The following is a 24,282-nucleotide window of genomic DNA, read 5'->3' as shown; positions in this document are numbered from 1 at the left end:
AAGCAAATGTTTCAACGAATGTGGGCAAGGACACCCTGAAGCTCATCAAGGGAGTTGTATCCGATGACCAATTGGCCCTTGCCCTTCTTACCATGGCGAATTTGCACCGCAGAGCCCAGGCGCTCGGCCAGGCGCTGCTCGAGACGTGCAATATCCGGATCAGGTTTGGCCGTTTCGACCGGTGCAGGTTTGCCACTCAGCCACTGGCGAACCAGGGCCTCGGTCTGACGAACGGTGAGCCCTCGTGCGACAACGTGTCGCGCCCCTTCAACCTGTTGATTTTCCGGTAAACCGAGCAAAGCACGCGCATGACCCATTTCCAGGTCACCGTGGGAAAGCATCGTCTTGATGACTTCCGGCAGTGCGATCAGGCGCAGCAGATTGGACACAGTCACGCGGGATTTACCCACGGCATCGGCCACTTGTTGCTGGGTCAGCTGGAATTCCTGTTGCAAACGCTGCAAGGCGATCGCTTCTTCGATCGGATTGAGGTCTTCGCGCTGGATGTTCTCGATCAACGCCATGGCGATGGCGGTTTCATCCGGCACATCACGCACCATCGCCGGGATGGTTTCCTTGCCGGCTTGTTGGCTCGCGCGCCAGCGGCGTTCGCCGGCGATGATTTCGAAGCGGCCGGCGCCAATCGGGCGGACCACGATCGGCTGCATCACTCCCTGGGCCTTGATCGAATTGGCCAGTTCTTCCAGTGCTTGTGGGTCCATGTCCCGGCGTGGCTGGTATTTGCCGCGCTGGATCAGGTCCAGGGGCAAGTGCTGCAGCTCGCGCTCGTCGGCCTGCACCGCTTGTTCTTCAAGCGATGTGACGGTCGGACCACTCAACAGTGCATCCAGTCCACGTCCGAGACCTCGTTTCTTGACGGCCATGGGGTTTCCTTAAGTTGGCTGGGCTGCAGCGGTGCGTGAATTGCGGCGCTGACGACGAACCATCTCGCCGGCCAGCGCCAGGTAGGCAATGGCGCCACGCGAAGTCTTGTCGTACGCCAACGCCGGCATGCCATAGCTTGGCGCTTCGGCCAGGCGGATGTTGCGTGGGATCACGGTGTCATACAGCTGATCGCCGAAGTGTTCCTTGAGCTGCGCCGATACGTCGTTCATCAGGCTCAGCCGCGGATCGAACATAGTCCGCAGCAAACCCTCGATCTGCAGGTTCGGGTTGAGCAGTTCAGCAATGCGCTTGATGTTATCCACAAGGTCGCTCAGCCCTTCCAGTGCGTAGTACTCGCACTGCATGGGAATGATCACCCCGTCGGCGGCCACCAACGCGTTGAGCGTAAGCATCGACAGCGACGGTGGGCAATCGATCAAGATGTAATCGTAATTCTCGCGGATCGGCGCCAAGGCGCTGCGCAGACGGCTTTCTTTCATCTGCATTTCCAGCAACACCACTTCCGCCGCGGTCAAGTCACGGTTGGCCGGCAGCAATTGATAACCGCCGTGCTCAGAATAGTGCATGGCCTGGCCAAGGTCGCACTCGCCAATCAGCAAGTCGTAGACCGAGTTTTCCAAGCCATGTTTATCCACACCGCTACCCATGGTGGCGTTGCCCTGTGGATCGAGATCGATCAACAGCACCCGGCGCTTGGTGGCGACTAGGGATGCTGCGAGGTTGATGCAGGTGGTGGTTTTACCCACGCCACCTTTCTGGTTCGCTATCGCGAATACCTTAGCCATTCTTGCTTGTGTTCCCAATCATGCCGTGCGGCGCAGTATCAGCAGATGGCGTTGGCCTTGGCAACCGGGTACGGCCAAGGCGTGTTCGCTATCGAGGTGGAAGTCTGCCGGCAATGCTAGCAGCTCGTCGCTTGGATGAACGCCCTTCATTGCCAGCCAACGGGTGTCACGGTCGCCCAGGTGGCGGGTCCAGTTGCTGAAGTTCTCCATGCTGCTGAACGCCCGGGAAACAATTCCGTTGAACGGCTGTTCAGGAGCGAAGTCTTCGACCCGGCTGTGGATAACTTGCAGGTTATCCAGTTTCAGTTCGAGTTTGACCTGGGTCAGAAAGCGAGTTTTCTTGCCGTTGCTGTCCAGGCAGGTCACTTGCGACTCGGGAAACAGGATCGCAAGGGGAATGCCAGGCATGCCGCCGCCACTGCCCACATCGAGCCAGCGGCCGTTTGTGACAAACGGCATTACGCTCAAGCTGTCGAGCAAGTGACGCGAGACCATTTCGTCGGGATTGCGTACCGCTGTGAGGTTGTAAGCCTTGTTCCATTTGATCAACAGGGCCAGATAACCCAGCAGCAATGCGTGCTGGGTTTCGGTCAAGTCCACGCCCAACTGGCGTGCACCTGTGGATAACTCTTCGGCGTGTTGCGAGGTGACCAACGAACTCAAGCGCTTTGCTCCAACTGACGGCCCGCGCCGCGTTTTTTCAAATGAATCATCAACAGCGAAATGGCTGCCGGGGTGACGCCGGGGATACGTGAGGCCTGGCCCAGGGTTTCCGGGCGAGTTATCCCCAGCTTGCTTTGGATTTCTTTCGACAGCCCGGAAATCCCGGTGTAATCGATATCCACAGGCAACTTGGTGTCTTCACTGGCGCGCAGACGAGCAATCTCGTCCTGCTGGCGATCAATGTAACCGGCGTATTTGGTTTTGATTTCGACCTGTTCGGCGACCTGTGGATCTTCTGCCCCCTGCCCCGTCACTTCGACCAAGCCAGCGTAGTCGATTTCCGGACGGGACAGCAGGTTCAGCAGGTTGTACTCATGGGTCAGCGGCGTGCCGAACTTTTCGGCAATTGCGTCGCCTTGCTCGGTACCCGGACGAACCCAGGTGCTTTTCAGGCGCTGTTCTTCAAGCGTAATGCTCTCGCGTTTCTTGCAGAAAGCGGCCCAACGCGCGTCATCGACCAAGCCCAACTCGCGGCCTTTTTCGGTCAGACGCAGGTCGGCGTTGTCTTCACGCAGGATCAGACGGTATTCCGCCCGCGAAGTGAACATCCGGTATGGTTCCTGGGTGCCTAGAGTAATCAGGTCGTCGACCAACACGCCGATATACGCTTCATCACGGCGCGGGCACCAGCTGTCTTTGCCCTGGGCGCGCAACGCGGCGTTGGTCCCGGCCAGCAAACCTTGGGCACCGGCTTCTTCGTAACCGGTGGTGCCGTTGATTTGCCCAGCGAAGAAAAGACCGCCGATCACTTTGGTTTCCAGGCTGTATTTCAGGTCACGGGGGTCGAAGTAGTCGTACTCGATGGCGTAGCCGGGACGCACGATGTGCGCATTTTCCATGCCTCGAATCGATTGCACGATCTGGATCTGCACATCGAATGGCAACGAAGTGGAAATCCCGTTCGGGTAAAGCTCATGGGTGGTCAAGCCTTCGGGCTCGATGAAGACCTGGTGACTTTCCTTGTCGGCAAAGCGATGGATCTTGTCTTCGATCGATGGGCAATAACGCGGCCCGATACCTTCGATCACCCCGGAGTACATCGGCGAACGGTCGAGATTAGCGGCAATGATTTCGTGGGTACGCGCGTTGGTATGGGTAATCCAGCAGCTCACCTGTTTCGGGTGCTGCTCCTTGGACCCCATGAACGACATCACGGGAATCGGCGTATCACCGGCTTGCTCGGTCATCACCGAGAAATCCACGGAACGCCCGTCAATACGCGGTGGGGTCCCGGTTTTCAGGCGACCGACCCGCAGCGGCAGTTCACGCAGACGTTGCGCCAGTGCAATCGATGGCGGATCACCGGCTCGGCCACCGGAATAGTTCTGCATGCCGATGTGGATAAGTCCACCGAGGAATGTACCGGTGGTCAACACCACGGATTCTGCGAAGAAACGCAGGCCCATCTGGGTAACTACACCGCGCACTTGATCCTGTTCGACGATCAGGTCATCCGCCGCCTGTTGAAATATCCACAGGTTCGGCTGGTTTTCCAGGGTTTCACGTACTGCCGCCTTGTACAGGATACGGTCGGCTTGTGCCCGAGTAGCACGCACGGCCGGGCCTTTGCGGCTGTTGAGCACGCGAAATTGAATACCACCCTTGTCGGTGGCCATCGCCATCGCGCCGCCGAGGGCGTCGATTTCCTTGACCAGATGGCTTTTGCCGATCCCACCAATGGCGGGGTTGCAACTCATGGCACCAAGGGTTTCCACGTTGTGCGTCAGCAACAGGGTTTTTACGCCCATGCGTGCTGACGCCAGTGCTGCCTCGGTACCGGCATGACCGCCGCCGATGACGATCACTTCAAAACGGGAAGGGAAATCCACCACGCACCTCGTGCCTGCTTAAGTAGGTAATTAGGAATTGATTGGTTGAGCTGGTTTTAGCGCTATGCCGGCAAGTATAGGGACTTAGCCCTCCCTAAAGAACCCTTTGCACAAAATTTAACCAGCTGTGGATGAATCACAGACAATAGAAATTAAAAGAGAGAAGTTTATTAAATCTTTGTTTTTATGTTTATTTCTACTGAGGCACATTTCTGTGGATAGATTGCTATAAGCCTTTATTTACGTAGTGTACAGCGCTTCAAAAGTCTGTGGTCATGTGCCAAGGAGGCCCTTGGATAAGTGCTTTAAGCCTGTGGATTAAATCGATGGTTATCCACAGAGGGGTTTTTACTCAGGTTTCAAGCCCTGTTATCAACTGGGCACAGGAGCGGTTATTCACAGGGCTTAATCCACAGAAATTCGCACATAAGGGCAAATCTCGGCCACGAGAAAGCCGCCAATGACTGGATGATGAGAAAGGGAAGGGTGGAACGAGAAAAAAGGACAGGCGCGAATGGCCTGTCCGTGAATCAAGAAGGGCTATTTACCAATGCAGAAACTGGAGAAGATCCGTCCGAGCAGGTCATCCGAGCTGAATGCTCCAGTGATTTCCCCCAACAGTTGCTGTGCTTGACGTAAATCCTCAGCCAGCAGCTCTCCAGCTCCCGCCAAGGTCAGTTGTGCCCGACCATGCTCCAACGCCGCGCTGGCATGACGCAGCGCCTCCAGGTGCCTGCGGCGGGCACTGAAGCTGCTTTCAGAGGTTTGCTCATAGCCCATGCAGGCCTTGAGGTGTTCGCGGAGCAATTCAAGACCATCACCCGCCGACTTGGCGCTCAGGCTGATGGTGACATGGCCGTCCTCACTGGTTTGCATCGCAATGGCTTCACCGGTGAGGTCAGCCTTGTTGCGAATCAAGGTGACTTTAGCCGGGTCTGGCCGTTGTTCGAGGAATTCCGGCCACAGGGCGAACGGGTCCACCGCCTCGGGCGCAGTGGCGTCTACCACCAGCAGCACGCGGTCGGCCTCGCCGATCGCCTTGAGGGCGCGTTCCACGCCGATTTTTTCCACCTGGTCATCGGTGTCACGCAAACCGGCGGTGTCGACCACATGCAGGGGCATGCCGTCGATGTGGATATGTTCGCGCAAGATATCCCGGGTGGTGCCGGCAATCTCGGTGACGATCGCTGCTTCCCGGCCCGCCAGGGCATTGAGCAGACTGGATTTGCCGGCGTTGGGGCGTCCGGCAATCACCACGGTCATGCCATCACGCAATAAGGCGCCCTGCCCCGCTTCGCGCAGCACTGTGGATAACTCGTCGCGGACTTTATCCAGCATCGCCAACACATGGCCATCGGCAAGAAAATCGATTTCCTCCTCGGGAAAATCAATCGCCGCCTCCACATAGATACGCAGGCTGATCAGTTGTTCGGTCAGGTTATGCACACGCAGGGAAAAGGCGCCCTGCAGGGACCGCAGCGCATTTCGCGCAGCCTGTGCAGAACTGGCTTCGATCAAGTCGGCAATAGCTTCAGCCTGGGCCAGATCGAGCTTATCGTTCAAAAAGGCCCGCTCGCTGAATTCTCCCGGTCGGGCCAGACGGCAGCCCAGTTGCAGGCAGCGTTGCAGCAACATATCCAGCACAACCGGGCCACCGTGGCCCTGCAGCTCCAAGACGTCTTCACCCGTGAACGAGTTAGGCCCAGGGAAATAAATCGCCAAGCCTTCATCCAACACGCTTTTGTCAGCATCCAGAAACGGCCCGTAATGGGCATAACGCGGCTTCAACTCGCGACCGCTGATAGCCTCAGCGACCTTGCCGGCGAGCGGTCCGGAGATACGAACGATACCGACACCGCCGCGACCTTGAGCGGTAGCGACAGCAGCGATGGTTTCACGAGGAGCGCTCATCAGCAGGTTCCAGAACAAAAGTGACGGAAAGCAAAACGCCCCACTAGGGGGCGTCTTGAGTGGTTATCCACAGAGTAAGTTACGCCACAGCTTTTTTGGTAGCCGCTTCGATCTTACGTGTGATGTACCACTGTTGAGAGATCGACAATACGTTGTTGACCACCCAGTACAGCACCAGACCAGCCGGGAACCACAGGAAGAAGAAGGTGAAGATGATTGGCATCATTTTCATTACCTTGGCCTGCATCGGGTCCGGCGGCGTCGGGTTCAGACGCTGCTGGATGAACATGGTCGCGCCCATGATGATCGGCAGGATAAAGAATGGGTCTTTGATCGACAGGTCAGTTATCCACAACATGAACGGTGCCTGGCGCATTTCCACGCTTTCCAGGAGTACCCAGTACAGCGACAGGAACACCGGCATCTGTACCAGAATCGGCAAGCATCCACCCAACGGGTTGATCTTCTCTTTCTTGTACAGCTCCATCATGGCCTGCGACATTTTCTGCCGGTCATCACCATGTTGTTCTTTCAGCGCGGCCAGTTTAGGGGCCACGGCACGCATGCGCGCCATCGACTTATAACTGGCGGCCGACAGCGGGAAGAAGATCCCCTTGATCAGCATCGTCAGGAAGATAATCGAGAAGCCCCAGTTGCCGACGATGCTGTGGATATGTTGCAGCAGCCAGAAGATCGGCTGGGCAATGAACCAGAGGATGCCGTAATCCACAGTCAGTTCCAGACCTGGGGATAACTCTTTCAGCACGGCCTGGCTTTTCGGGCCGGCATACAGAGTGGCGCTGGTTTCAGCCTTGGCACCTGGCGCAACGGTCAACGCCGGGCCAGTAAAGCCGATGATGTAGTTGCCCTGGCTGTCCTTGCGGGTTTGCACCAGGTTGGCATCGGCTTTGTTCGGGATCCATGCGGTCACGAAGTAGTGTTGCAGCCAGGCAACCCAACCGCCCTGGACGGTTTCTTTCAGTGCGCCCTTGTCGATATCTTTCATCGACACTTTTTTGTACGGCTCGTTACTTGTCCACAGGGCAGCGCCCAGGTAAGTCGCAGTGCCGGTGGCGGTGCTGGAAGAAGGATCGGAGCTGCCATCACGCTTGAGCTGGGCAAACAGGTTGCCGCTCCATGGTTTATTGCTTTCGTTGTCGATCAGGTAAGTGACCTTCAAGTCGTACAAACCACGGGTGAAGCTGAAGCGTTTGATGTAATTGACGCCGTCGAGGCTGAATTTCAGGTCGACGTTCAACTGGTTCTGGCCATCAGCCAGTTGATAAGTCTTCTGTTCGGTCGAATAAACCGGACGACCGGTAGCACGAGCATCAGGACCGTTGGTGCCGGTCAGGCCGCTTTGCGCCAGATAAGTACGCTCACCACCGTTATCGAACAGTTGGAACGGAACATCTGGATGGTCTTGGCGACGTGGATACAGCGGCAGTTTCAACTGCGCGATATCACCACCTTGTGGGTCGATAGCCAGGTCGAGCACATCCGTTTTGACATGGATGAGGTCTTTATTGGTGACCACTGGCGTTTCTAAAGGGGCGCTTGTCTCGCCATTCGCGCTGGGAACATCGGCACTCGCGGACGCATTGTTACCCAACGGAGTGTCCGGAATAGCCGGCGCAGCCTGATTGGTAGCAACATTCTGAGTCGGCAGGGCAGCCTGGCCGTAGTCCTGGTTCCACTTAAGAACCATGACATAGGACACGATTGCCAGGGCGACGATCAGGATCGTGCGTTTAATATCCATGATTACTCGGCCATCGAAGAAGAACGGGAGGTAGGGATAGGTGGAACCGGGTCATAACCACCGGGATTCCACGGATGACAGCGACCTAAACGACGAAAGGTCAGCCAGCCACCGCGCAGAAGACCATGATTTTCTATGGCCTCTAACGCGTAGCAGGAACAACTGGGGTAGAAACGACAGTGATCGGCCATCAGAGGACTAATGGCATAGCGATAAAACTGGATCGGAACGAGCGCCAGTTTACGCATCAAGGCTGTCTACCCCTACAGTTTCGGTGCTGACTGCTGGTGCTGGTTTGTTGGTACGCGCCAGACGTTTCCAGAGCTTGCCGAAATGCTGAATCAATTCGGGGTTTTCTACGTCCCCCAAGCCTTTGCGCGCGACGATAACAATATCCCAGCCAACCAGAGTGTCCTGGTGGAGGCGAAACGATTCGCGCATCAGACGCTTGAGGCGATTGCGCTCAACGGAGAGCTTTACGCTCTTCTTGCCGATCACCAACCCGAGACGGGGGTGATCCAGATCGTTGTTACGCGCAAGGAGCAGGAGATTTTTCCCCGGAACCTTGCCGGTGGGGGAGTCAAAGACTGCCTTGAAGTGCCGGGGAGTCAGCAAACGCTTTTCCCGACTGAAGTCCTGACTCACCACCAGTACCGGATTATCAAACTGCCAGACGCGCACGACCTTTGGCGCGGCGACGCGACAGGACAGCACGGCCGTTCTTGGTAGCCATGCGAGCACGGAAGCCGTGGGTACGGGCGCGTTTGATGGTGCTTGGTTGGAAAGTACGTTTCATGGCGTTGTTACCTGGTTCGTCCACAACGGGCCGGAATGGCCCCCGTTTTAAGAGACCGGCGATTCTAGAGAAAGCAAGCCTCTAGGTCAATTTCCAACCAGCTTTTCCTTGAATTAGATCTTTGATAGGCAATCAGCCCTTTTCTGTCCGCTGGGCTTTCACGAGCAATGCCATAGATATAAAAATAAAGAAGGAAGTTATTTAAAGCTTTTCTGTAAAGCTTATAAAAGCTAGGCAGGAATTCCTCTGTGGATAACTACCTTGAGCCCATATTCCACCTGATGTACAGAGAATGACAACATGGGGGAGAAACGGTGCTCTGCCTGTGCTGCGCTGTCGGATAAGCTGTGGGTGGAATGGGTTGTTATCCACAGGCCTGTTACCCACAGACTTTCGACCCCACTTGTGCAACGAGCTCAGGGGCGCTTATCCACAGAGCTTATACACAGACCATTGGTCGGCTTTATTCGCGTTAACACGTTGATTTTGGCCGGCCTGTGCGCAACCTACATGTGGATAAGTGGACGGCTGACCGCTACAATGGCGGCTGTTTTTGCCTCACCGGCTTTCAACTTAGGGGATCTCCGTGTCAGTGGAACTTTGGCAGCAGTGCGTGGAGCTTTTGCGCGATGAGCTGCCTGCCCAGCAATTCAACACCTGGATCCGTCCGCTACAGGTCGAAGCCGAAGGCGACGAGTTGCGCGTCTATGCGCCCAACCGTTTTGTTCTCGATTGGGTCAACGAGAAGTACCTGGGTCGCGTTCTCGAATTGCTCGATGAACATGGCAACGGCCTCGCGCCCGTGCTCTCCTTATTAATAGGCAGCAAACGCAGCTCTGCGCCTCGCGCTGCGCCTCGCGCTGCGCCCAATGCGCCGTTGGCGGCTTCCGCATCGCAAGCCCAGGCGGCGCCAGCGCCCGTCAACAACACGCCGGCTCCTGCGCCGACGCCTTCGAAATCACCGGCTCAGAAAAACCCGCCGGCCAATGAAGAGCCGTCTCGCGATAGCTTCGATCCCATGGCGGGTGCCAGCTCCCAGCAGGCACCTGTGCGTGCCGAACAGCGCACCGTGCAGGTCGAAGGCGCGCTCAAGCACACCAGCTACCTGAACCGCACCTTTACCTTTGAGAACTTCGTTGAAGGTAAATCCAACCAGCTGGCCCGCGCGGCCGCCTGGCAGGTTGCCGATAACCCCAAGCACGGTTACAACCCACTCTTCCTTTATGGTGGCGTCGGCTTGGGTAAGACCCACTTGATGCATGCTGTGGGTAACCATCTATTAAAGAAGAACCCGAATGCCAAGGTTGTCTACCTGCATTCGGAGCGCTTCGTGGCTGACATGGTCAAGGCCCTGCAGCTCAACGCTATCAACGAATTCAAGCGGTTCTATCGCTCCGTGGATGCCTTGCTGATCGATGACATTCAGTTTTTCGCCCGCAAGGAACGTTCCCAGGAAGAGTTTTTCCACACCTTCAATGCCCTGCTTGAAGGCGGCCAGCAGGTCATCTTGACCAGCGACCGCTACCCGAAGGAAATCGAAGGCCTGGAAGAACGCTTGAAGTCGCGCTTTGGATGGGGCCTGACCGTCGCGGTCGAACCGCCCGAGCTGGAAACCCGTGTGGCGATCCTGATGAAAAAGGCCGACCAGGCAAAAGTCGACCTGCCTCACGACGCAGCGTTTTTCATTGCCCAACGCATTCGCTCCAACGTGCGTGAGCTGGAAGGCGCGCTCAAGCGGGTCATCGCCCACTCGCACTTCATGGGCCGCGACATCACCATCGAGCTGATTCGCGAATCCTTGAAAGACCTGCTGGCGCTGCAGGACAAACTGGTGAGTGTGGATAACATCCAACGCACCGTGGCCGAGTACTACAAGATCAAGATTTCCGACCTGCTGTCCAAGCGCCGTTCGCGCTCGGTGGCACGTCCGCGTCAGGTGGCCATGGCACTCTCCAAGGAGTTGACCAACCACAGCCTGCCGGAAATCGGCGATGTCTTCGGTGGGCGCGACCACACCACGGTCTTGCACGCATGCCGCAAGATCAACGAACTTAAGGAATCCGACGCGGATATTCGCGAGGACTACAAGAACCTGCTGCGTACACTGACTACTTGATGACACCAGCGCAGCTTATTAAGGCAAGGGACTAGACCATGCACTTCACCATTCAACGCGAAGCCCTGTTGAAACCCCTGCAACTGGTCGCAGGCGTCGTCGAGCGCCGACAGACCTTGCCGGTGCTCTCCAACGTATTACTGGTTGTCGAAGGCCAGCAATTGTCCTTGACCGGTACCGACCTGGAAGTCGAACTGGTGGGGCGTGTGCAGTTGGAAGAGCCCGCTGAACCGGGTGAGATCACTGTGCCGGCGCGCAAGCTGATGGATATCTGCAAAAGCCTGCCGAACGATGCGCTGATCGACATCAAGGTCGACGAGCAGAAGTTGGTGGTCAAGGCCGGTCGTAGCCGCTTCACCCTGTCCACACTGCCAGCCAACGATTTCCCTACGGTCGAAGAAGGTCCAGGTTCGCTGACCTGCAGCCTGGAGCAAAGCAAACTGCGCCGTTTGATCGAGCGCACCAGCTTCGCCATGGCCCAGCAGGATGTGCGTTATTACCTCAACGGTATGCTCCTGGAGGTGTCGGAAGGCATTATTCGCGCCGTGGCCACCGACGGTCACCGCCTGGCCATGTGTTCGATGAAGGCCGATATCGGTCAGCCCGACCGTCACCAGGTAATCGTGCCACGCAAAGGTATCCTTGAACTGGCGCGTCTGCTCACCGAGCCGGAAGGTAACGTCAGCATCGTCCTGGGTCAGCACCATATCCGTGCCACTACCGGCGAGTTCACCTTCACCTCCAAGCTGGTTGACGGCAAGTTCCCGGATTACGAGCGTGTGCTGCCTAAAGGCGGTGACAAGCTGGTGGTCGGTGATCGCCAGGCCCTGCGTGAAGCGTTCAGCCGTACTGCGATTCTGTCCAACGAAAAGTACCGGGGTATTCGCCTGCAATTGGCCAACGGTCAACTGAAGATCCAGGCTAACAACCCGGAGCAGGAAGAAGCGGAAGAAGAAGTGGGCGTCGACTACAACGGCGGCTCGTTGGAAATCGGCTTCAACGTGAGCTACCTGCTCGACGTGCTGGGGGTGATGACCACCGAACAGGTTCGCCTGATTCTGTCCGACTCCAACAGCAGTGCGCTGGTGCAAGAATCCGACAACGATGACTCGGCTTACGTTGTCATGCCGATGCGTCTGTAATCATGCTCAGCAGAAGCTAGATGTCCCTCAGTCGCGTCTCGGTCACCGCGGTGCGCAATCTGCACCCGGTGACCTTCTCCCCCTCCCCCCGCATCAATATCCTCCACGGCGCCAATGGCAGTGGCAAAACCAGCGTGCTGGAAGCTATTCACCTATTGGGACTTGCCCGTTCCTTTCGCAGCGCGCGCCTGTTACCGGTCATCCAATACGAGCAATTGGCGTGCACAGTTTTCGGCCAAGTCGAACTGGCGGAAGGTGGACACAGCAGCCTGGGAATATCCCGTGATCGTGGCGGAGAGTTTCAGATTCGGATTGATGGGCAAAATGCTCGCAGTGCCGCGCAATTGGCGGAAATCCTGCCACTGCAATTGATCAACCCGGACAGTTTCCGTTTGCTGGAAGGCGCACCGAAAATCCGCAGGCAGTTCCTCGATTGGGGAGTGTTCCACGTGGAACCGCGCTTCATGGCCACTTGGCAGCGCCTGCAGAAGGCCCTGCGGCAGCGGAACTCATGGCTGCGGCATGGTACACTTGACGCCGCTTCGCAAGCGGCCTGGGACCGGGAACTGTGCCTGGCCAGCGACGAAATAGATGAATACCGCCGCGCCTATATCAAAGCCTTGAAACCAGTCTTTGAACAGACCTTGAGTGAGTTGTTGGACCTCGAGGGGCTGACGCTGAGTTACTACCGTGGATGGGATAAAGAGCGTGAGCTGAGTGCAGTGCTCGCCACGTCCCTACAGCGTGATCAGCAAATCGGCCACACCCAGGCCGGCCCCCAGCGTGCTGATTTGCGCCTTAGATTAGGCGCCCATAACGCCGCGGATATCTTGTCTCGTGGCCAGCAGAAGTTGGTGGTGTGTGCATTGCGTATCGCTCAAGGGCATTTGGTCAGCCAAGCCCGGCGCGGTCAGTGTATTTATCTAGTGGATGACTTGCCGTCCGAACTCGACGAGCAGCACCGTCGCGCGTTATGCCGCTTGTTGGAAGACTTACGCTGCCAGGTGTTTATCACCTGTGTAGACCATGAATTATTGAGGGAAGGCTGGCAGACGGAAACGCCAGTCGCTTTGTTCCACGTGGAACAAGGCCGTATCACCCAGACCCACGACCATCGGGAGTGAAGGCATGAGCGAAGAAAACACGTACGACTCGACCAGCATTAAAGTGCTGAAAGGTTTGGATGCCGTACGCAAACGTCCCGGTATGTACATTGGCGACACTGATGACGGTAGCGGTCTGCACCACATGGTGTTCGAGGTGGTCGACAACTCCATCGACGAAGCTCTGGCCGGTCACTGCGACGACATCAGTATTATCATCCACCCGGATGAGTCGATCACCGTTCGCGACAACGGTCGCGGTATTCCGGTAGACGTACACAAAGAAGAAGGCGTTTCGGCGGCAGAGGTCATCATGACCGTGCTCCACGCCGGCGGTAAATTCGACGACAACTCCTATAAAGTCTCCGGCGGTTTGCACGGTGTCGGTGTGTCGGTGGTTAACGCTCTGTCTGAAGAGCTGATCCTCACCGTTCGCCGTAGCGGCAAGATCTGGGAACAGACCTACGTCCATGGTGTGCCACAAGAACCAATGAAAATTGTTGGCGACAGTGGATCTACCGGTACGCAGATTCACTTCAAGCCATCGGCCGAGACCTTCAAGAATATCCACTTCAGCTGGGACATCCTGGCCAAGCGAATTCGTGAACTGTCCTTCCTCAACTCCGGTGTCGGCATCGTCCTCAAGGATGAGCGCAGCGGTAAGGAAGAGCTGTTCAAGTACGAAGGCGGTCTACGTGCGTTCGTTGAATACCTGAACACCAACAAGACCCCGGTCAACCAGGTGTTCCACTTCAATGTCCAACGTGAAGACGGCATCGGCGTGGAAATCGCCCTGCAGTGGAACGACAGCTTCAACGAGAACCTGTTGTGCTTCACCAACAACATTCCTCAGCGCGACGGCGGTACTCACCTGGTGGGTTTCCGTTCGGCTCTGACACGTAACCTGAACACCTACATCGAAGCTGAAGGTTTGGCGAAGAAGCACAAAGTAGCCACCACCGGTGACGATGCCCGTGAAGGGCTGACGGCGATTATTTCGGTGAAAGTGCCGGATCCGAAGTTCAGCTCCCAGACCAAAGACAAGCTGGTGTCTTCCGAAGTGAAGACCGCCGTGGAACAAGAGATGGGCAAGTACTTCTCTGACTTTCTGCTGGAAAACCCGAACGAAGCCAAGCTGGTGGTCGGCAAGATGATCGACGCCGCGCGTGCCCGTGAAGCAGCACGTAAAGCCCGTGAGATGACCCGCCGTAAAGGCGCGCTGGACATCGCCGGTCTTCCGGGCAAGCTGGCTGACTGCCAGGAGAAGGACCCTGCCCTCTCCGAACTGTACCTGGTGGAAGGTGACTCTGCTGGCGGTTCCGCCAAGCAGGGTCGTAACCGTCGCACCCAGGCCATCCTGCCGCTGAAGGGTAAGATCCTCAACGTCGAGAAGGCTCGTTTCGACAAGATGATTTCCTCTCAGGAAGTCGGCACCTTGATCACGGCGTTGGGCTGCGGTATCGGCCGCGACGAGTACAACATCGAAAAACTGCGCTATCACAACATCATCATCATGACCGATGCTGACGTCGACGGTTCGCACATCCGTACCCTGCTGCTGACCTTCTTCTTCCGTCAGTTGCCTGAGCTGATCGAGCGCGGCTACATCTACATCGCCCAGCCGCCGTTGTACAAAGTCAAAAAGGGCAAGCAAGAGCAATACATCAAAGACGACGACGCCATGGAAGAGTACATGACGCAGTCGGCCCTGGAAGACGCCAGCCTGCACCTGAACGACGAAGCGCCAGGCATTTCCGGTGAGGCGTTGGAGCGTCTGGTCAACGACTTCCGCATGGTCATGAAGACCCTCAAGCGTCTGTCGCGCTTGTACCCTCAGGAACTGACCGAGCACTTTATCTACCTGCCAGCCGTCAGCCTGGAACAGTTGGGCGATCACGCAGCGATGCAGGATTGGCTGGCCCAGTACGAAGTGCGCCTGCGCACCGTCGAGAAATCCGGCCTGGTCTATAAAGCCAGCCTGCGTGAAGACCGTGAACGTAATGTCTGGCTGCCGGAGGTCGAATTGATCTCCCATGGTCTGTCGAACTACGTCACCTTCAACCGTGATTTCTTCGGTAGCAATGACTACAAAACGGTTGTCACCCTCGGCGCGCAACTCAGCACCCTGCTGGACGATGGTGCTTATATCCAACGTGGCGAACGCAAGAAGCAGGTCAGGGAGTTCAAGGAAGCACTCGAGTGGCTGATGGCGGAAAGCACCAAGCGCCACACCATCCAGCGCTACAAAGGACTGGGCGAAATGAACCCGGATCAGTTGTGGGAAACCACCATGGACCCGGCTCAGCGCCGCATGCTGCGCGTAACCATCGAAGACGCCATTGGCGCGGACCAGATCTTCAACACCCTCATGGGTGATGCGGTCGAACCCCGCCGTGACTTCATCGAGACCAATGCCTTGGCGGTGTCCAACCTGGACTTCTGATCAGGTGAAACCGCTGTCAAAAAAAGGCCAACGCTTGCTTAGCGTTGGCCTTTTTTATTGAGCGATGATCAAGGATTTCAAAAATGCTCCACGTGGAACATCAAGGGTCAGCTGTCCGTTGTAGACGCCACACTCTCCAAACGATACCCGTAGCCGTAGATCGTCAACAGCTGCCAACCCCGATCCGCCGTCAGCCCGAGTTTGTTCCGCAGCCGATAGATGTGTGTGTCCAGCGGTCGAGATGAGACCATTTCTTCGTGAGTCCAAAAACGCTCATAGAGGTATTCACGGGAAAGCGGTCGCGCCAGGTTGGCGAACAGGCAACTAGCCAGGCGATATTCGCGCTCGGTCAGATTGATCGGTTTGCCGGCGCGGGTGACAGTCAATTCGGCGTCATCGAAGATCAGGTCGTTAAAGCTTTGTACTTCCTGAGTCGTGGACTTTTGTAGGCCATGGCGGCGCAATACTGCGGTGACTCGGGCTTTGAGTTCGTTTGGGCGAAAGGGTTTACTGACGTAGTCGTCGGCGCCGCAGTTCAGGGCCGTGACGATGTCGGACTCAGCATCGCGGCTGGTCAACATGATCACGGCAGGAGGGGATTCCAAGTGTTCGCGCGCCCAGCGCAGCAATGCAAGACCGGTGATATCCGGCACTTGCCAGTCGAGTATCAGCAGATCAAAGGTTTCCCGGCGCAGCTGACGCAGCAGGTCTTCACCGCGCTCGAAGCAATGCAGTGACCAGGGCTGCTCTACGGGACTGGGGATCTGTCGCAGTGTCTGTTCCACCCGCTGCAACTCAGCAGGTTCGTCATCCAGTATTGCGACACGCATGTCGAGGTTCCTTTCTACTCACGATTTGGCAGCCGACGGCCTGTGAACACCGGGCACTTACTGCGCAGTTGCCGGCCGTTGAATCTGAAGAATTGTGGTCAGATTCAACGGCCCCTTGGATCTCTCGGTACGCTGATATCAAGGGCTGTTAACCCATTGAAAGATCTCGATACCTATCGGGCAAGATACCGGCTCCCGTTGCTAAGTAAAAGGATCAGCTGACGGTTGATGTCTGATGCCCAGCAGGGCGCCACCGATAAAGCCTTTATGAACATCAAGCAGGAAAACTTCTCCAGCGCGTCGAAAATGAGCTTCACTGGGCTCAAAGCTTCGTTCTATCACGGGCGTTTGTCGGCCTACGACGCGAACGGTCTGGAGGGAGAAACCGAGGTCTATGACATTTTCTATTAGCCACCGGCCAACCAGGTGCCTTGACCTATGATGCTCTGGGGCAAGCCCGAGAAACGCCAACCCACCCATGCCCAGCGCTTGTTCCACGGTCTGGTGCGTGAATGGTTGTGGATTGGTTTGCTGCTATTGCCGATCACGGCGTACTTGTCGCTGAGCCCCGGTCTCGCTTTGAACAATCCGTTGTATGACAGCCTTCGCCGGCTCACCCCGCTACCGGTAGATCCGAGAATCCTGTTGGTCACCATCGATGACCCAAGCCTCAAGAAACTTGGCCAATGGCCTTGGCCCCGCAGCGTGCATGCCGACCTGATCGACCGTCTGAGTGCCGCGCAACCGGCGGCGATCTTATTCGATGTGATCTTCAGCGAGCCCGGCGACCCCGCCAATGACAAACGCCTGGCTGATGCCGTATGCGATGCCGGGAATGTATTGCTGCCCTTGGCGCACGAAGGCGCCGCGAGCTACAGCCAATCCGGTACGCAAATGCTGCCGTTGCTCAAATGTGCCAAGGGCGTGGGGCATATCAACGTCGAAGCGGACAGCGACGGTGTCGTCCGCAGTTTGTATCTGCGTGAAGGCCCACCCAATGCCACAGCGCCACAACTGGCATGGCTGGCATACGAGCTGAGCGGCCTGCCGTCGTCGATGCCGGGAGAACCGTTGGTATCGGCTACTCAGGACTGGCATCGGGAACATAGGATTCGCATTCCTTTTATCGCGCCTCATATCCATTTTTCCAGCGTGTCCTACGTCAGCGTATTACACGGTGAAGTGCCCTCCGAGTTGCTGCGTGATCGCCTGATTCTGGTCGGGTCGACAGCCTCCGGAATGGGCGACCGCTTCGTCACACCGCTTTCCTCGACGGTGGGTACCACGGCAGGCGTGGAGATCCAGGCCAATGTACTCAATGGATTGTTGCAAGGACGCAGTGTCGTTGACCTTCCCGGGTGGCTGGCGGCGACCATGGCGACGTTGCTGGTCGCATTGTTGCTGGGCTTGCTGCTCTACCGTCCACGTTATGCGCTGTGGATGACCCTGGGCTGCATGACCGGCGCTTTGTTTGTGTCATGGGCTCTGTTGCGCCTGGGACACTGGTGGTCGCCGGCGGCGTGTCTGATTGGCTTACTCCTGAGCTACCTGATCTGGAACTGGCGCCGCCTCAGCGTGATCCTCTCCTATTTCGGCTGGGAACTGGCGCGACTGGACAACGAACCCAAGGTGCTGCCCGAGCGCCGTCGCGCGCCTGCGAGCAAGGGCGATGTATTACAGGCGCGTATTTTTGCCCTGGAGCAGGCTGTCAGTCGTACACGCGATACCCGCCGCTTTATGGCCGATGGCCTGGAGTGCTTGCCGGTGGCGACGTTGATCACTGATCCTCGGGGCAATATCTTGCTGGCCAACCGCATTGCCCGCGATGTGTTCGGCAACGACTTGGTGGGCGAAAACCTGCTGGAGCAATTGGCTGACCTGGGTTATCCACCGTTGCATAACGGTGTGCGCCCTGCCCTTTCAGCCTTGGAACTCGTCGAGTTTCGCGACATCCATCAACGCAGTCTGCGCATGGAATTGGCGCCGTTGCTGCCGGCTGAAGGCGATATCACCCTCGGCTGGCTGTTGAGCCTGACCGACCTGAGTAAGGAGCGCGACGCCCAGCAACACCGCGAGACCATGCTGCGCTTTCTATCCCATGATCTGCGCGCGCCACACTCGGCCATCCTCGCGCTGCTGGATGTACACCACAGTGAATCGCCGGTCTTCACGCTGATTGAGCAGCAGGTTCGGCGCGCCTTGAGTCTCACCGAGTCGTTCGTGCAACTGGCAAAGGCCGAAGCAGATGGCTACCAGTTCCAGCCGACCCTGTTCGCCATGTTAGTGATGGATGCTTTTGACCAGGTCTCGGTGATTGCCCAGCTCAAAGGTATTCATCTGGTCCATGACCTGGAGGAAGCCGACGAGGGCATGATTTTGGCTGACCAATCATTGCTTACGCGTGCGTTGTTCAACGTGTTGGAGAACGCGATCAAATACTCCCCGGCCGGCACCACGGTACGGCTGAGCCACAGCAGCGCACAAGGCTGGTTGGAATGCTGTATCAGCGATCAGGGCCCTGGGATTGCCGCTGAGGATTTACCCCAGCTGTTCAGCCAATACCGGCGATTCGATTCCGCCCAGGGCAGCGAAGGTTTGGGGTTGGGGCTGACCATGGTCAAGGCTGTTGTGGGGCGTCATGGTGGTCATATCAGTTGTGCAAGCATCGTCGGTAAAGGCACGACATTCAGCCTGCAACTGCCGCTGCTGGACGACTGAACGTCGTGCTTTTGTGCTGTGCATAAAAACCGGTCCAGGGGACCGGTTTTTTAATGCGGGAAAAACTTATGCACCTTTTCCGAGAATTTATGATTTTGTGAAATATGTAGATAAATCAGTTTGTTATGAGTGAAAAAAGGCAATTTGCCAACAAACCGTACACAGGTTATCCACAGATCCTCAGGCCACCGGTATATCCGCCGCTACCGGCTCCGGCGGCAGCGAACCCATGGCGCGTTGCTGGGCTTCATTCCAGGCTGCCGCACGGTCATTCAGTGCGGCAATGGCACGTGGTCCCTCGCCTTCGGCATACATCGGCTCGCCAATGATCACTGTGATCGTGCCTTCGCGTTTGGCCCAACCGGTCTTCGGCCAGAACTTGCCGGCGTTATGCGCGATCGGCAACACCGGCAGGTGGGCGTTGACCGCCAATGCGGTACCGCCGCGTGAGAACTTGCCTATGGTGCCGTAGGGCACGCGGGTACCCTCGGGGAAGATCAATACCCATACGCCATCCTTGAGCAGCTCGTCGCCTTTCTTGGCCACGTGCTTGAGCGCTGCCTTTGGGTTGTCGCGGTCGATGGCGATCGGGCGCAGCATCGCCATCGCCCAACCGAAGAACGGCACGTACAACAACTCACGTTTGAGCACCTGGCTCAGGGGCGAGAAGTACGCAGAAAGAAAGAACGTCTCCCAGGTGCTCTGGTGGTTCGACAGAATCACGCACGGCTGGTCCGGCACGTTTTCGGCGCCCTTGACCTCGAAACGGATATTGAGGAACACCTTGCTCAGCCACAACGCGCAGCGGCACCAATAGACGTTGATAAAACGATAGCGCGCCTTGAACGGCAGGAAAGGCGCGATAAAAAAGCTCAGGGTGCACCAGAGAAAGGAACTGGTGCCCAGCAGCAGGTAAAAGAAGAAGGTTCTGATGGCCTGCAAAATCGACATGGCGGCATTTACCGTTGCGGGACAATGCCCGCCTGTTAAAAAGCGCTCTCCCGAACAGTCCTTGGTCAGGAAGTCGAGGGCGGCTAGTGGTGGATAAGTTCTGCGGCAACCGCCGCCAGATCGTCAAAAATCAAGGTGCCTACCGGCAGGTTTTTCGCCTGGGTCTTGTCGCCTTTTCCGGTCTTTACCAAAACGGGCTGAGAGTCGACGGCTTTGGCCGCCTCCAGGTCACCGAGGCTGTCCCCGACAAACCATATCCCAGCCAGGGGCACCTTGTAATGTTCTGCAATAGTTTTCAACATGCCAGGCTTGGGTTTGCGGCAATCGCAACCCTCATCCGGTCCGTGGGGGCAATACACCACCAGCCCTACCTCACCGCCCTGCTCCGCTACCAGCGTACGCAAGCGCGCATGCATGGCGTCCAGAGTGGCGATGTCGTAGTAGCCGCGGGCGATGCCGGACTGGTTGGTGGCAACGGCCACTGTCCAGCCGGCTTTGCTCAACTGCGCGATGGCCTCGATCGCGCCGGGCAGTGGAATCCATTCCTCCACCGACTTGATGTACGCGTCGGAGTCGTAATTGATCACCCCGTCCCGATCGAGAATCAGCAGTTTCAGCATGTTCAGCCCAGCACGGAGATGTCAGCGATGTTGATGAACAGGCCGCGCAGACGCGCCAGCATGGCGTAGCGGTTTTTCCGCACGCCAGCGTCTTCGGCATTGATCATCACCGCTTCGAAGAACGCATCCACTGGCTCGCGCAAGGTGGCCAGGCGCGCCAGTGCTTCGGCGTAGTTGCGTTCCGCGATCAGCGGCTTCACCGCGTGTTCTGCCTTGGCGATGGCCGAGTTCAGCGAGAACTCCTTGGCATCGGCGAACAGGCCTGGGTCGACATCGGTGCTGCCCAGGCCTTCGGCCTTGCTCAGCAGGTTCGACACACGCTTGTTCACGGCAGCCAGGGCGTCGGCTTCCGGCAGTTTGCGGAAGGCCTGCACGGCTTGTACGCGCTGGTCGAAGTCCAGCGCCGAGCCCGGTTGCAGGGCACGCACCGACAGGTACACCGAAACGTCCACGCCTTCGTCTTCGTAACGCGCACGCAGGCGGTCGAACACGAACTCCAGCACTTGCTCGGCCAGGCCGGTTTGCTTGACCTTGCCGCCGAACTGGCCGACCGCGAACACCACGGCCTGGGTCAGGTCGAGGTCGAGCTTCTTGTCGATCAGGATACGCAGCACGCCCAGGGCCGCACGGCGCAGGGCATACGGGTCTTTGCTGCCGGTGGGCAGCATGCCGATGCCGAAGATACCGACGAGGGTGTCCAGCTTGTCGGCGATGGCCACGGCCGCACCGGTCAGGGTAGTCGGCAGCTCGGCACCCGCACCGCGCGGCATGTATTGCTCGTTCAGCGCCAGGGCGACATCGTCCGGCTCGCCGTCGTTGAGGGCGTAGTAGTAACCGGCAACGCCTTGCATTTCCGGGAACTCGCCGACCATCTCGGTGGCCAGGTCGCACTTGGACAGCAAGCCAGCGCGCGCAGCCCAGGCCGCGTCACCGCCAATGCGTGGCGCAATGTAGGCGGCCAGCTTGGAAACGCGAACGGCCTTGTCGTAGACGCTGCCGAGTTTTTCCTGGAACACCACGTTTTGCAGGCGCAGGTTGAAGTCTTCGAGCTTCTGCTTCTTGTCTTGCTTGAAGAAGAACTCGGCGTCGGTCAGGCGCGGGCGCACGACTTTCTCGTTACCGGCGATGATCTGCTGCGGGTCCTTGCTTTCGATGTTGGCCACGGTGATGAAGCGCGGCAGCAACTTGCCGTCCACGTCCAGCAGGCAGAAGTACTTCTGGTTGTCCTGCATGGTAGTGATCAGCGCTTCTTGCGGCACATCGAGGAAGCGTTCTTCGAACGAACACACCAGCGGCACCGGCCATTCAACCAGCGCGGTTACTTCGTCGAGCAGGCTTGGCGGCACGATGGCGGTGCCTTCCTGCAGGCGCGCCAGTTCTTCGGTGCGCTTGCTGATCAGTTCGCGACGCTCGTTGGCATCGGCCAATACGTAGGCCGCGCGCAGGTCGTTGAGGTAGTTGGCCGGCGAAGTGATGCGCACGCTTTGCGGATGATGGAAGCGGTGACCACGGGAGTCACGCCCCGCCTTCTGGGCGAGGATGGTGCAATCGATGACCTGGTCACCGAGCAGCATCACCAGCCACTGGGTCGGACGCACGAACTCTTCCTTGCGTGCACCCCAGCGCATGCGCTTGGGGATCGGCAGGTCGTTCAGGGAATCTTCGACGATGGTCGGCAACAGGCTGGCGGTCGGCTTGCCCTTGATGACTTGGCTGAAACGCAGTTTCGGGCCGCTCTGGTCGATCTCGCTCAACTCGACGCCACACTTCTTGGCAAAGCCCAGTGCCGCTTGAGTCGGGTTGCCTTCAGCGTCGAACGCCGCCTGACGTGGCGGGCCGTCGAGGTTGATGCTGCGGTCCGGTTGCTGGGTTTCCAGCGCGGTCAGCAACACCGCCAGGCGACGCGGTGCGGCGTAGACTTTTTTCGCTTCAAATTTCAGGCCGGCACTTTGCAGGCCTTTTTCGATACCGGCCAGGAACGCATCGGCCAGGGTATTCAGTGCCTTGGGTGGCAGCTCTTCGGTGCCCAGTTCAACCAGGAAATCTTGAGCACTCATTGCGCAGCCTCCAGCTTAGCCAACACTTCATCACGCAAATCCGGGGTTGCCATCGGGAAGCCCAGCTTGGCGCGCGCCAACAGATAGGCTTGGGCGACGGAACGCGCCAGGGTGCGAACACGCAGAATATATTGCTGGCGTGCGGTCACCGAGATCGCCCGGCGAGCGTCCAGCAGGTTGAAGGTGTGGGATGCCTTCAACACCATTTCATAGCTTGGCAGCGGCAGCGGCTGGTCGAGTTCGATCAGGCGCTTGGCTTCGCTTTCATAGAAGTCGAACAGTTCGAACAGCTTCTCGACGTTGGCGTGTTCGAAGTTGTAGGTCGACTGCTCCACTTCGTTCTGGTGGAACACGTCGCCGTAGGTGACTTTGCCGAACGGACCGTCAGCCCAGACCAGGTCGTAGACCGAGTCCACGCCTTGCAGGTACATGGCCAGGCGCTCGAGACCGTAGGTGATCTCGCCGGTCACCGGGTAGCACTCGATGCCGCCCGCCTGCTGGAAGTAAGTGAACTGCGTGACTTCCATGCCGTTGAGCCAGACTTCCCAGCCCAGGCCCCAGGCGCCCAGGGTCGGCGATTCCCAGTTGTCTTCGACGAAACGGATGTCGTGGACCAGCGGGTCGAGGCCGACATGTTTCAGCGAGCCGAGGTACAGCTCCTGGAAGTTGTCCGGGTTCGGCTTCAGGACCACCTGGAACTGATAGTAGTGCTGCAGACGGTTCGGGTTTTCGCCGTAGCGGCCGTCAGTCGGACGACGACTGGGCTGCACATAAGCGGCGTTCCAGGTTTCCGGGCCGATGGCCCGCAGGAATGTTGCGGTGTGGAAAGTGCCGGCGCCTACTTCCATATCGTAGGGCTGAAGTACCACACAACCTTGCTCGGCCCAGTATTGCTGGAGGGCGAGGATCAAGTCTTGGAAGGTACGCACGGCTGGCGTAGGCTGGCTCACGAAATTCACCTGTTACTTGGGCTGCGATTTAAAGAGCGGGAGTATACCCGATTCGGCCGCGCCACCATCCCCTGGAGCCTTATGCCACGCTGCTTTTGGTGTTCTGAAGATCCGCTGTACATGGCTTATCACGATCAGGAGTGGGGAACGCCGCTGCGCGATGCGCAGGGTTTGTTCGAGTTGCTTTTGCTCGAAGGGTTCCAGGCGGGCCTGTCCTGGATCACCGTTTTACGCAAACGTGAGCATTATCGGAAGGTCTTGTTCGGGTTTGATGCGCAGCGCCTGGCGCGGTTGACCGATGCCGAGATCGAAGCGTTGATGCTCGACCCGGGCATCGTGCGCAATCGCCTGAAGCTCAATGCCACCCGCCGCAATGCCTCAGCCTGGCTGGCGCTGGAGGACCCGGTGGGGTTGCTCTGGTCGTTTGTCGGCGGCGTGCCCAAGGTCAATCATTTCAAGGACCGCAGCGAAGTACCGGCGATTACCCCGGAGGCCGAGGCCATGAGCCGCGCCCTGAAAAAAGCCGGCTTCACCTTTGTCGGCCCAACCATTTGCTACGCGTTCATGCAGGCCTCGGGCATGGTCATGGACCACACCCAGGATTGCGACCGTTACGCGCAGTTGGCCAACGCCGGTTAGA

The 24,282-nt window shown here is 57.8% G+C and carries 20 protein-coding genes and 1 pseudogene; 7 read left to right on the top strand and 14 right to left on the bottom strand.

The window, feature by feature from the left end; all coding sequences use genetic code 11:
- Positions 1-11: 11 nt before the first annotated feature.
- The 9 genes from BLR63_RS22755 to rpmH all read right to left on the bottom strand — a co-directional run bounded on the left by BLR63_RS22755 (position 12) and on the right by rpmH (position 8,712).
- Positions 12-884, bottom strand: a complete 873-nt coding sequence (locus tag BLR63_RS22755) for a ParB/RepB/Spo0J family partition protein (protein WP_010565864.1) — start codon at positions 882-884, stop codon at positions 12-14.
- A 9-nt stretch (positions 885-893) separates the two neighbouring features.
- Positions 894-1,691 (bottom strand): ParA family protein, encoded by a 798-nt coding sequence (locus BLR63_RS22750; RefSeq protein ID WP_010565863.1) that lies wholly within the window; start codon positions 1,689-1,691, stop codon positions 894-896.
- An 18-nt stretch (positions 1,692-1,709) separates the two neighbouring features.
- Positions 1,710-2,354 (bottom strand): 16S rRNA (guanine(527)-N(7))-methyltransferase RsmG, encoded by a 645-nt coding sequence (rsmG, locus tag BLR63_RS22745; RefSeq protein ID WP_010565862.1) that lies wholly within the window; start codon positions 2,352-2,354, stop codon positions 1,710-1,712.
- On the bottom strand, positions 2,351-4,243 hold the full coding sequence (mnmG, locus tag BLR63_RS22740) for a tRNA uridine-5-carboxymethylaminomethyl(34) synthesis enzyme MnmG (protein WP_010565861.1): 1,893 nt from the start codon (positions 4,241-4,243) through the stop codon (positions 2,351-2,353). Before mnmG ends, rsmG begins: the two co-directional genes overlap by 4 nt.
- A gap of 540 nt (positions 4,244-4,783) precedes the next feature.
- A complete protein-coding gene (gene mnmE / locus BLR63_RS22730) occupies positions 4,784-6,154 on the bottom strand; it encodes a tRNA uridine-5-carboxymethylaminomethyl(34) synthesis GTPase MnmE (protein WP_010565860.1) in 1,371 nt (456 codons plus the stop codon).
- Positions 6,155-6,233: 79 nt separating this feature from the next.
- Positions 6,234-7,916: a membrane protein insertase YidC gene (gene yidC / locus BLR63_RS22725; RefSeq protein ID WP_010565859.1), complete on the bottom strand. Its 1,683-nt coding sequence runs from the start codon at positions 7,914-7,916 to the stop codon at positions 6,234-6,236.
- 2 nt (positions 7,917-7,918) lie between these two features.
- Positions 7,919-8,164 carry a membrane protein insertion efficiency factor YidD gene (yidD, locus tag BLR63_RS22720; RefSeq protein ID WP_010565858.1) on the bottom strand — a complete coding sequence of 82 codons (246 nt, stop codon included), beginning with the start codon at positions 8,162-8,164 and terminating at the stop codon, positions 7,919-7,921.
- On the bottom strand, positions 8,157-8,561 hold the full coding sequence (rnpA, locus tag BLR63_RS22715; protein WP_010565857.1) for a ribonuclease P protein component: 405 nt from the start codon (positions 8,559-8,561) through the stop codon (positions 8,157-8,159). The genes yidD and rnpA overlap by 8 nt, the downstream gene beginning before the upstream one ends.
- Before the next feature lie 16 nt (positions 8,562-8,577).
- Positions 8,578-8,712, bottom strand: coding sequence for a 50S ribosomal protein L34 (gene rpmH / locus BLR63_RS22710; protein WP_003213577.1), 135 nt, complete (start codon positions 8,710-8,712; stop codon positions 8,578-8,580).
- Between the two features lie 586 nt (positions 8,713-9,298).
- Here rpmH and dnaA point away from each other — a divergent pair.
- From dnaA to gyrB, 4 genes are read left to right on the top strand one after another with little or no spacing between them, the layout of a single operon-like run.
- Positions 9,299-10,828, top strand: a complete 1,530-nt coding sequence (gene dnaA, locus BLR63_RS22705) for a chromosomal replication initiator protein DnaA (RefSeq protein WP_010565856.1) — start codon at positions 9,299-9,301, stop codon at positions 10,826-10,828.
- 38 nt (positions 10,829-10,866) lie between these two features.
- The gene (gene dnaN, locus BLR63_RS22700; RefSeq protein WP_010565855.1) at positions 10,867-11,970 is read left to right on the top strand and encodes a DNA polymerase III subunit beta; all 1,104 of its coding nucleotides are present in this window, start codon (positions 10,867-10,869) and stop codon (positions 11,968-11,970) included.
- A gap of 20 nt (positions 11,971-11,990) precedes the next feature.
- Positions 11,991-13,094 (top strand): DNA replication/repair protein RecF, encoded by a 1,104-nt coding sequence (recF, locus tag BLR63_RS22695; RefSeq protein ID WP_010565854.1) that lies wholly within the window; start codon positions 11,991-11,993, stop codon positions 13,092-13,094.
- A 4-nt stretch (positions 13,095-13,098) separates the two neighbouring features.
- Positions 13,099-15,516 (top strand): DNA topoisomerase (ATP-hydrolyzing) subunit B, encoded by a 2,418-nt coding sequence (gene gyrB / locus BLR63_RS22690; protein WP_010565853.1) that lies wholly within the window; start codon positions 13,099-13,101, stop codon positions 15,514-15,516.
- A gap of 107 nt (positions 15,517-15,623) precedes the next feature.
- On the opposite strand, the gene BLR63_RS22685 is transcribed toward gyrB, so the two are convergent.
- Complete coding sequence (locus BLR63_RS22685) at positions 15,624-16,346, bottom strand: response regulator transcription factor (RefSeq protein WP_010565852.1); 723 nt, start codon at positions 16,344-16,346, stop codon at positions 15,624-15,626.
- Between the two features lie 243 nt (positions 16,347-16,589).
- On the opposite strand from BLR63_RS22685, the pseudogene BLR63_RS22680 reads away from it, so the two are divergent.
- Together BLR63_RS22680 and BLR63_RS22675 are read left to right on the top strand one after the other, a co-directional pair.
- Positions 16,590-16,757 (top strand): annotated as a pseudogene (locus tag BLR63_RS22680) (hypothetical protein); the annotation flags it as partial.
- A 27-nt stretch (positions 16,758-16,784) separates the two neighbouring features.
- Complete coding sequence (locus BLR63_RS22675) at positions 16,785-19,064, top strand: CHASE2 domain-containing protein (RefSeq protein ID WP_010565850.1); 2,280 nt, start codon at positions 16,785-16,787, stop codon at positions 19,062-19,064.
- 180 nt (positions 19,065-19,244) lie between these two features.
- On the opposite strand, the gene BLR63_RS22670 is transcribed toward BLR63_RS22675, so the two are convergent.
- The 4 genes from BLR63_RS22670 to glyQ form a co-directional block, all read right to left on the bottom strand.
- Positions 19,245-20,015 (bottom strand): lysophospholipid acyltransferase family protein, encoded by a 771-nt coding sequence (locus BLR63_RS22670; RefSeq protein WP_010565849.1) that lies wholly within the window; start codon positions 20,013-20,015, stop codon positions 19,245-19,247.
- 83 nt (positions 20,016-20,098) lie between these two features.
- A complete protein-coding gene (gene gmhB, locus BLR63_RS22665; RefSeq protein ID WP_010565848.1) occupies positions 20,099-20,635 on the bottom strand; it encodes a D-glycero-beta-D-manno-heptose 1,7-bisphosphate 7-phosphatase in 537 nt (178 codons plus the stop codon).
- A 2-nt stretch (positions 20,636-20,637) separates the two neighbouring features.
- Entirely contained in the window at positions 20,638-22,692 is a 2,055-nt protein-coding gene (glyS, locus tag BLR63_RS22660) for a glycine--tRNA ligase subunit beta (protein WP_010565847.1), read from the bottom strand.
- On the bottom strand, positions 22,689-23,642 hold the full coding sequence (gene glyQ / locus BLR63_RS22655; RefSeq protein ID WP_003213601.1) for a glycine--tRNA ligase subunit alpha: 954 nt from the start codon (positions 23,640-23,642) through the stop codon (positions 22,689-22,691). The genes glyS and glyQ overlap by 4 nt, the downstream gene beginning before the upstream one ends.
- A gap of 81 nt (positions 23,643-23,723) precedes the next feature.
- On the opposite strand from glyQ, the gene BLR63_RS22650 reads away from it, so the two are divergent.
- Positions 23,724-24,281: a DNA-3-methyladenine glycosylase I gene (locus tag BLR63_RS22650; RefSeq protein WP_010565846.1), complete on the top strand. Its 558-nt coding sequence runs from the start codon at positions 23,724-23,726 to the stop codon at positions 24,279-24,281.
- Position 24,282 lies beyond the last annotated feature (1 nt).

The organism is Pseudomonas extremaustralis, from assembly GCF_900102035.1.
GTDB classification, from domain to species: Bacteria; Pseudomonadota; Gammaproteobacteria; order Pseudomonadales; family Pseudomonadaceae; genus Aquipseudomonas; species Aquipseudomonas extremaustralis.
Note: the sequence above shows the minus strand (reverse complement) of the source record. Positions and strands in the feature narration are given on the sequence as shown.

What these genes read in the sequence shown, in the direction of transcription:
- BLR63_RS22755 (WP_010565864.1), bottom strand. Translation starts at nt 884, where the DNA reads ATGGCCGTCAAGAAACGAGGTCTCGGACGTGGACTGGATGCACTGTTG.
- BLR63_RS22750 (WP_010565863.1), bottom strand. Translation starts at nt 1,691, where the DNA reads ATGGCTAAGGTATTCGCGATAGCGAACCAGAAAGGTGGCGTGGGTAAA.
- mnmE (WP_010565860.1), bottom strand. Translation starts at nt 6,154, where the DNA reads ATGAGCGCTCCTCGTGAAACCATCGCTGCTGTCGCTACCGCTCAAGGT.
- yidC (WP_010565859.1), bottom strand. Translation starts at nt 7,916, where the DNA reads ATGGATATTAAACGCACGATCCTGATCGTCGCCCTGGCAATCGTGTCC.
- yidD (WP_010565858.1), bottom strand. Translation starts at nt 8,164, where the DNA reads ATGCGTAAACTGGCGCTCGTTCCGATCCAGTTTTATCGCTATGCCATT.
- rpmH (WP_003213577.1), bottom strand. Translation starts at nt 8,712, where the DNA reads ATGAAACGTACTTTCCAACCAAGCACCATCAAACGCGCCCGTACCCAC.
- dnaN (WP_010565855.1), top strand. Translation starts at nt 10,867, where the DNA reads ATGCACTTCACCATTCAACGCGAAGCCCTGTTGAAACCCCTGCAACTG.
- recF (WP_010565854.1), top strand. Translation starts at nt 11,991, where the DNA reads ATGTCCCTCAGTCGCGTCTCGGTCACCGCGGTGCGCAATCTGCACCCG.
- gyrB (WP_010565853.1), top strand. Translation starts at nt 13,099, where the DNA reads ATGAGCGAAGAAAACACGTACGACTCGACCAGCATTAAAGTGCTGAAA.
- BLR63_RS22685 (WP_010565852.1), bottom strand. Translation starts at nt 16,346, where the DNA reads ATGCGTGTCGCAATACTGGATGACGAACCTGCTGAGTTGCAGCGGGTG.
- BLR63_RS22675 (WP_010565850.1), top strand. Translation starts at nt 16,785, where the DNA reads ATGATGCTCTGGGGCAAGCCCGAGAAACGCCAACCCACCCATGCCCAG.
- BLR63_RS22670 (WP_010565849.1), bottom strand. Translation starts at nt 20,015, where the DNA reads ATGTCGATTTTGCAGGCCATCAGAACCTTCTTCTTTTACCTGCTGCTG.
- gmhB (WP_010565848.1), bottom strand. Translation starts at nt 20,635, where the DNA reads ATGCTGAAACTGCTGATTCTCGATCGGGACGGGGTGATCAATTACGAC.
- glyS (WP_010565847.1), bottom strand. Translation starts at nt 22,692, where the DNA reads ATGAGTGCTCAAGATTTCCTGGTTGAACTGGGCACCGAAGAGCTGCCA.
- BLR63_RS22650 (WP_010565846.1), top strand. Translation starts at nt 23,724, where the DNA reads ATGCCACGCTGCTTTTGGTGTTCTGAAGATCCGCTGTACATGGCTTAT.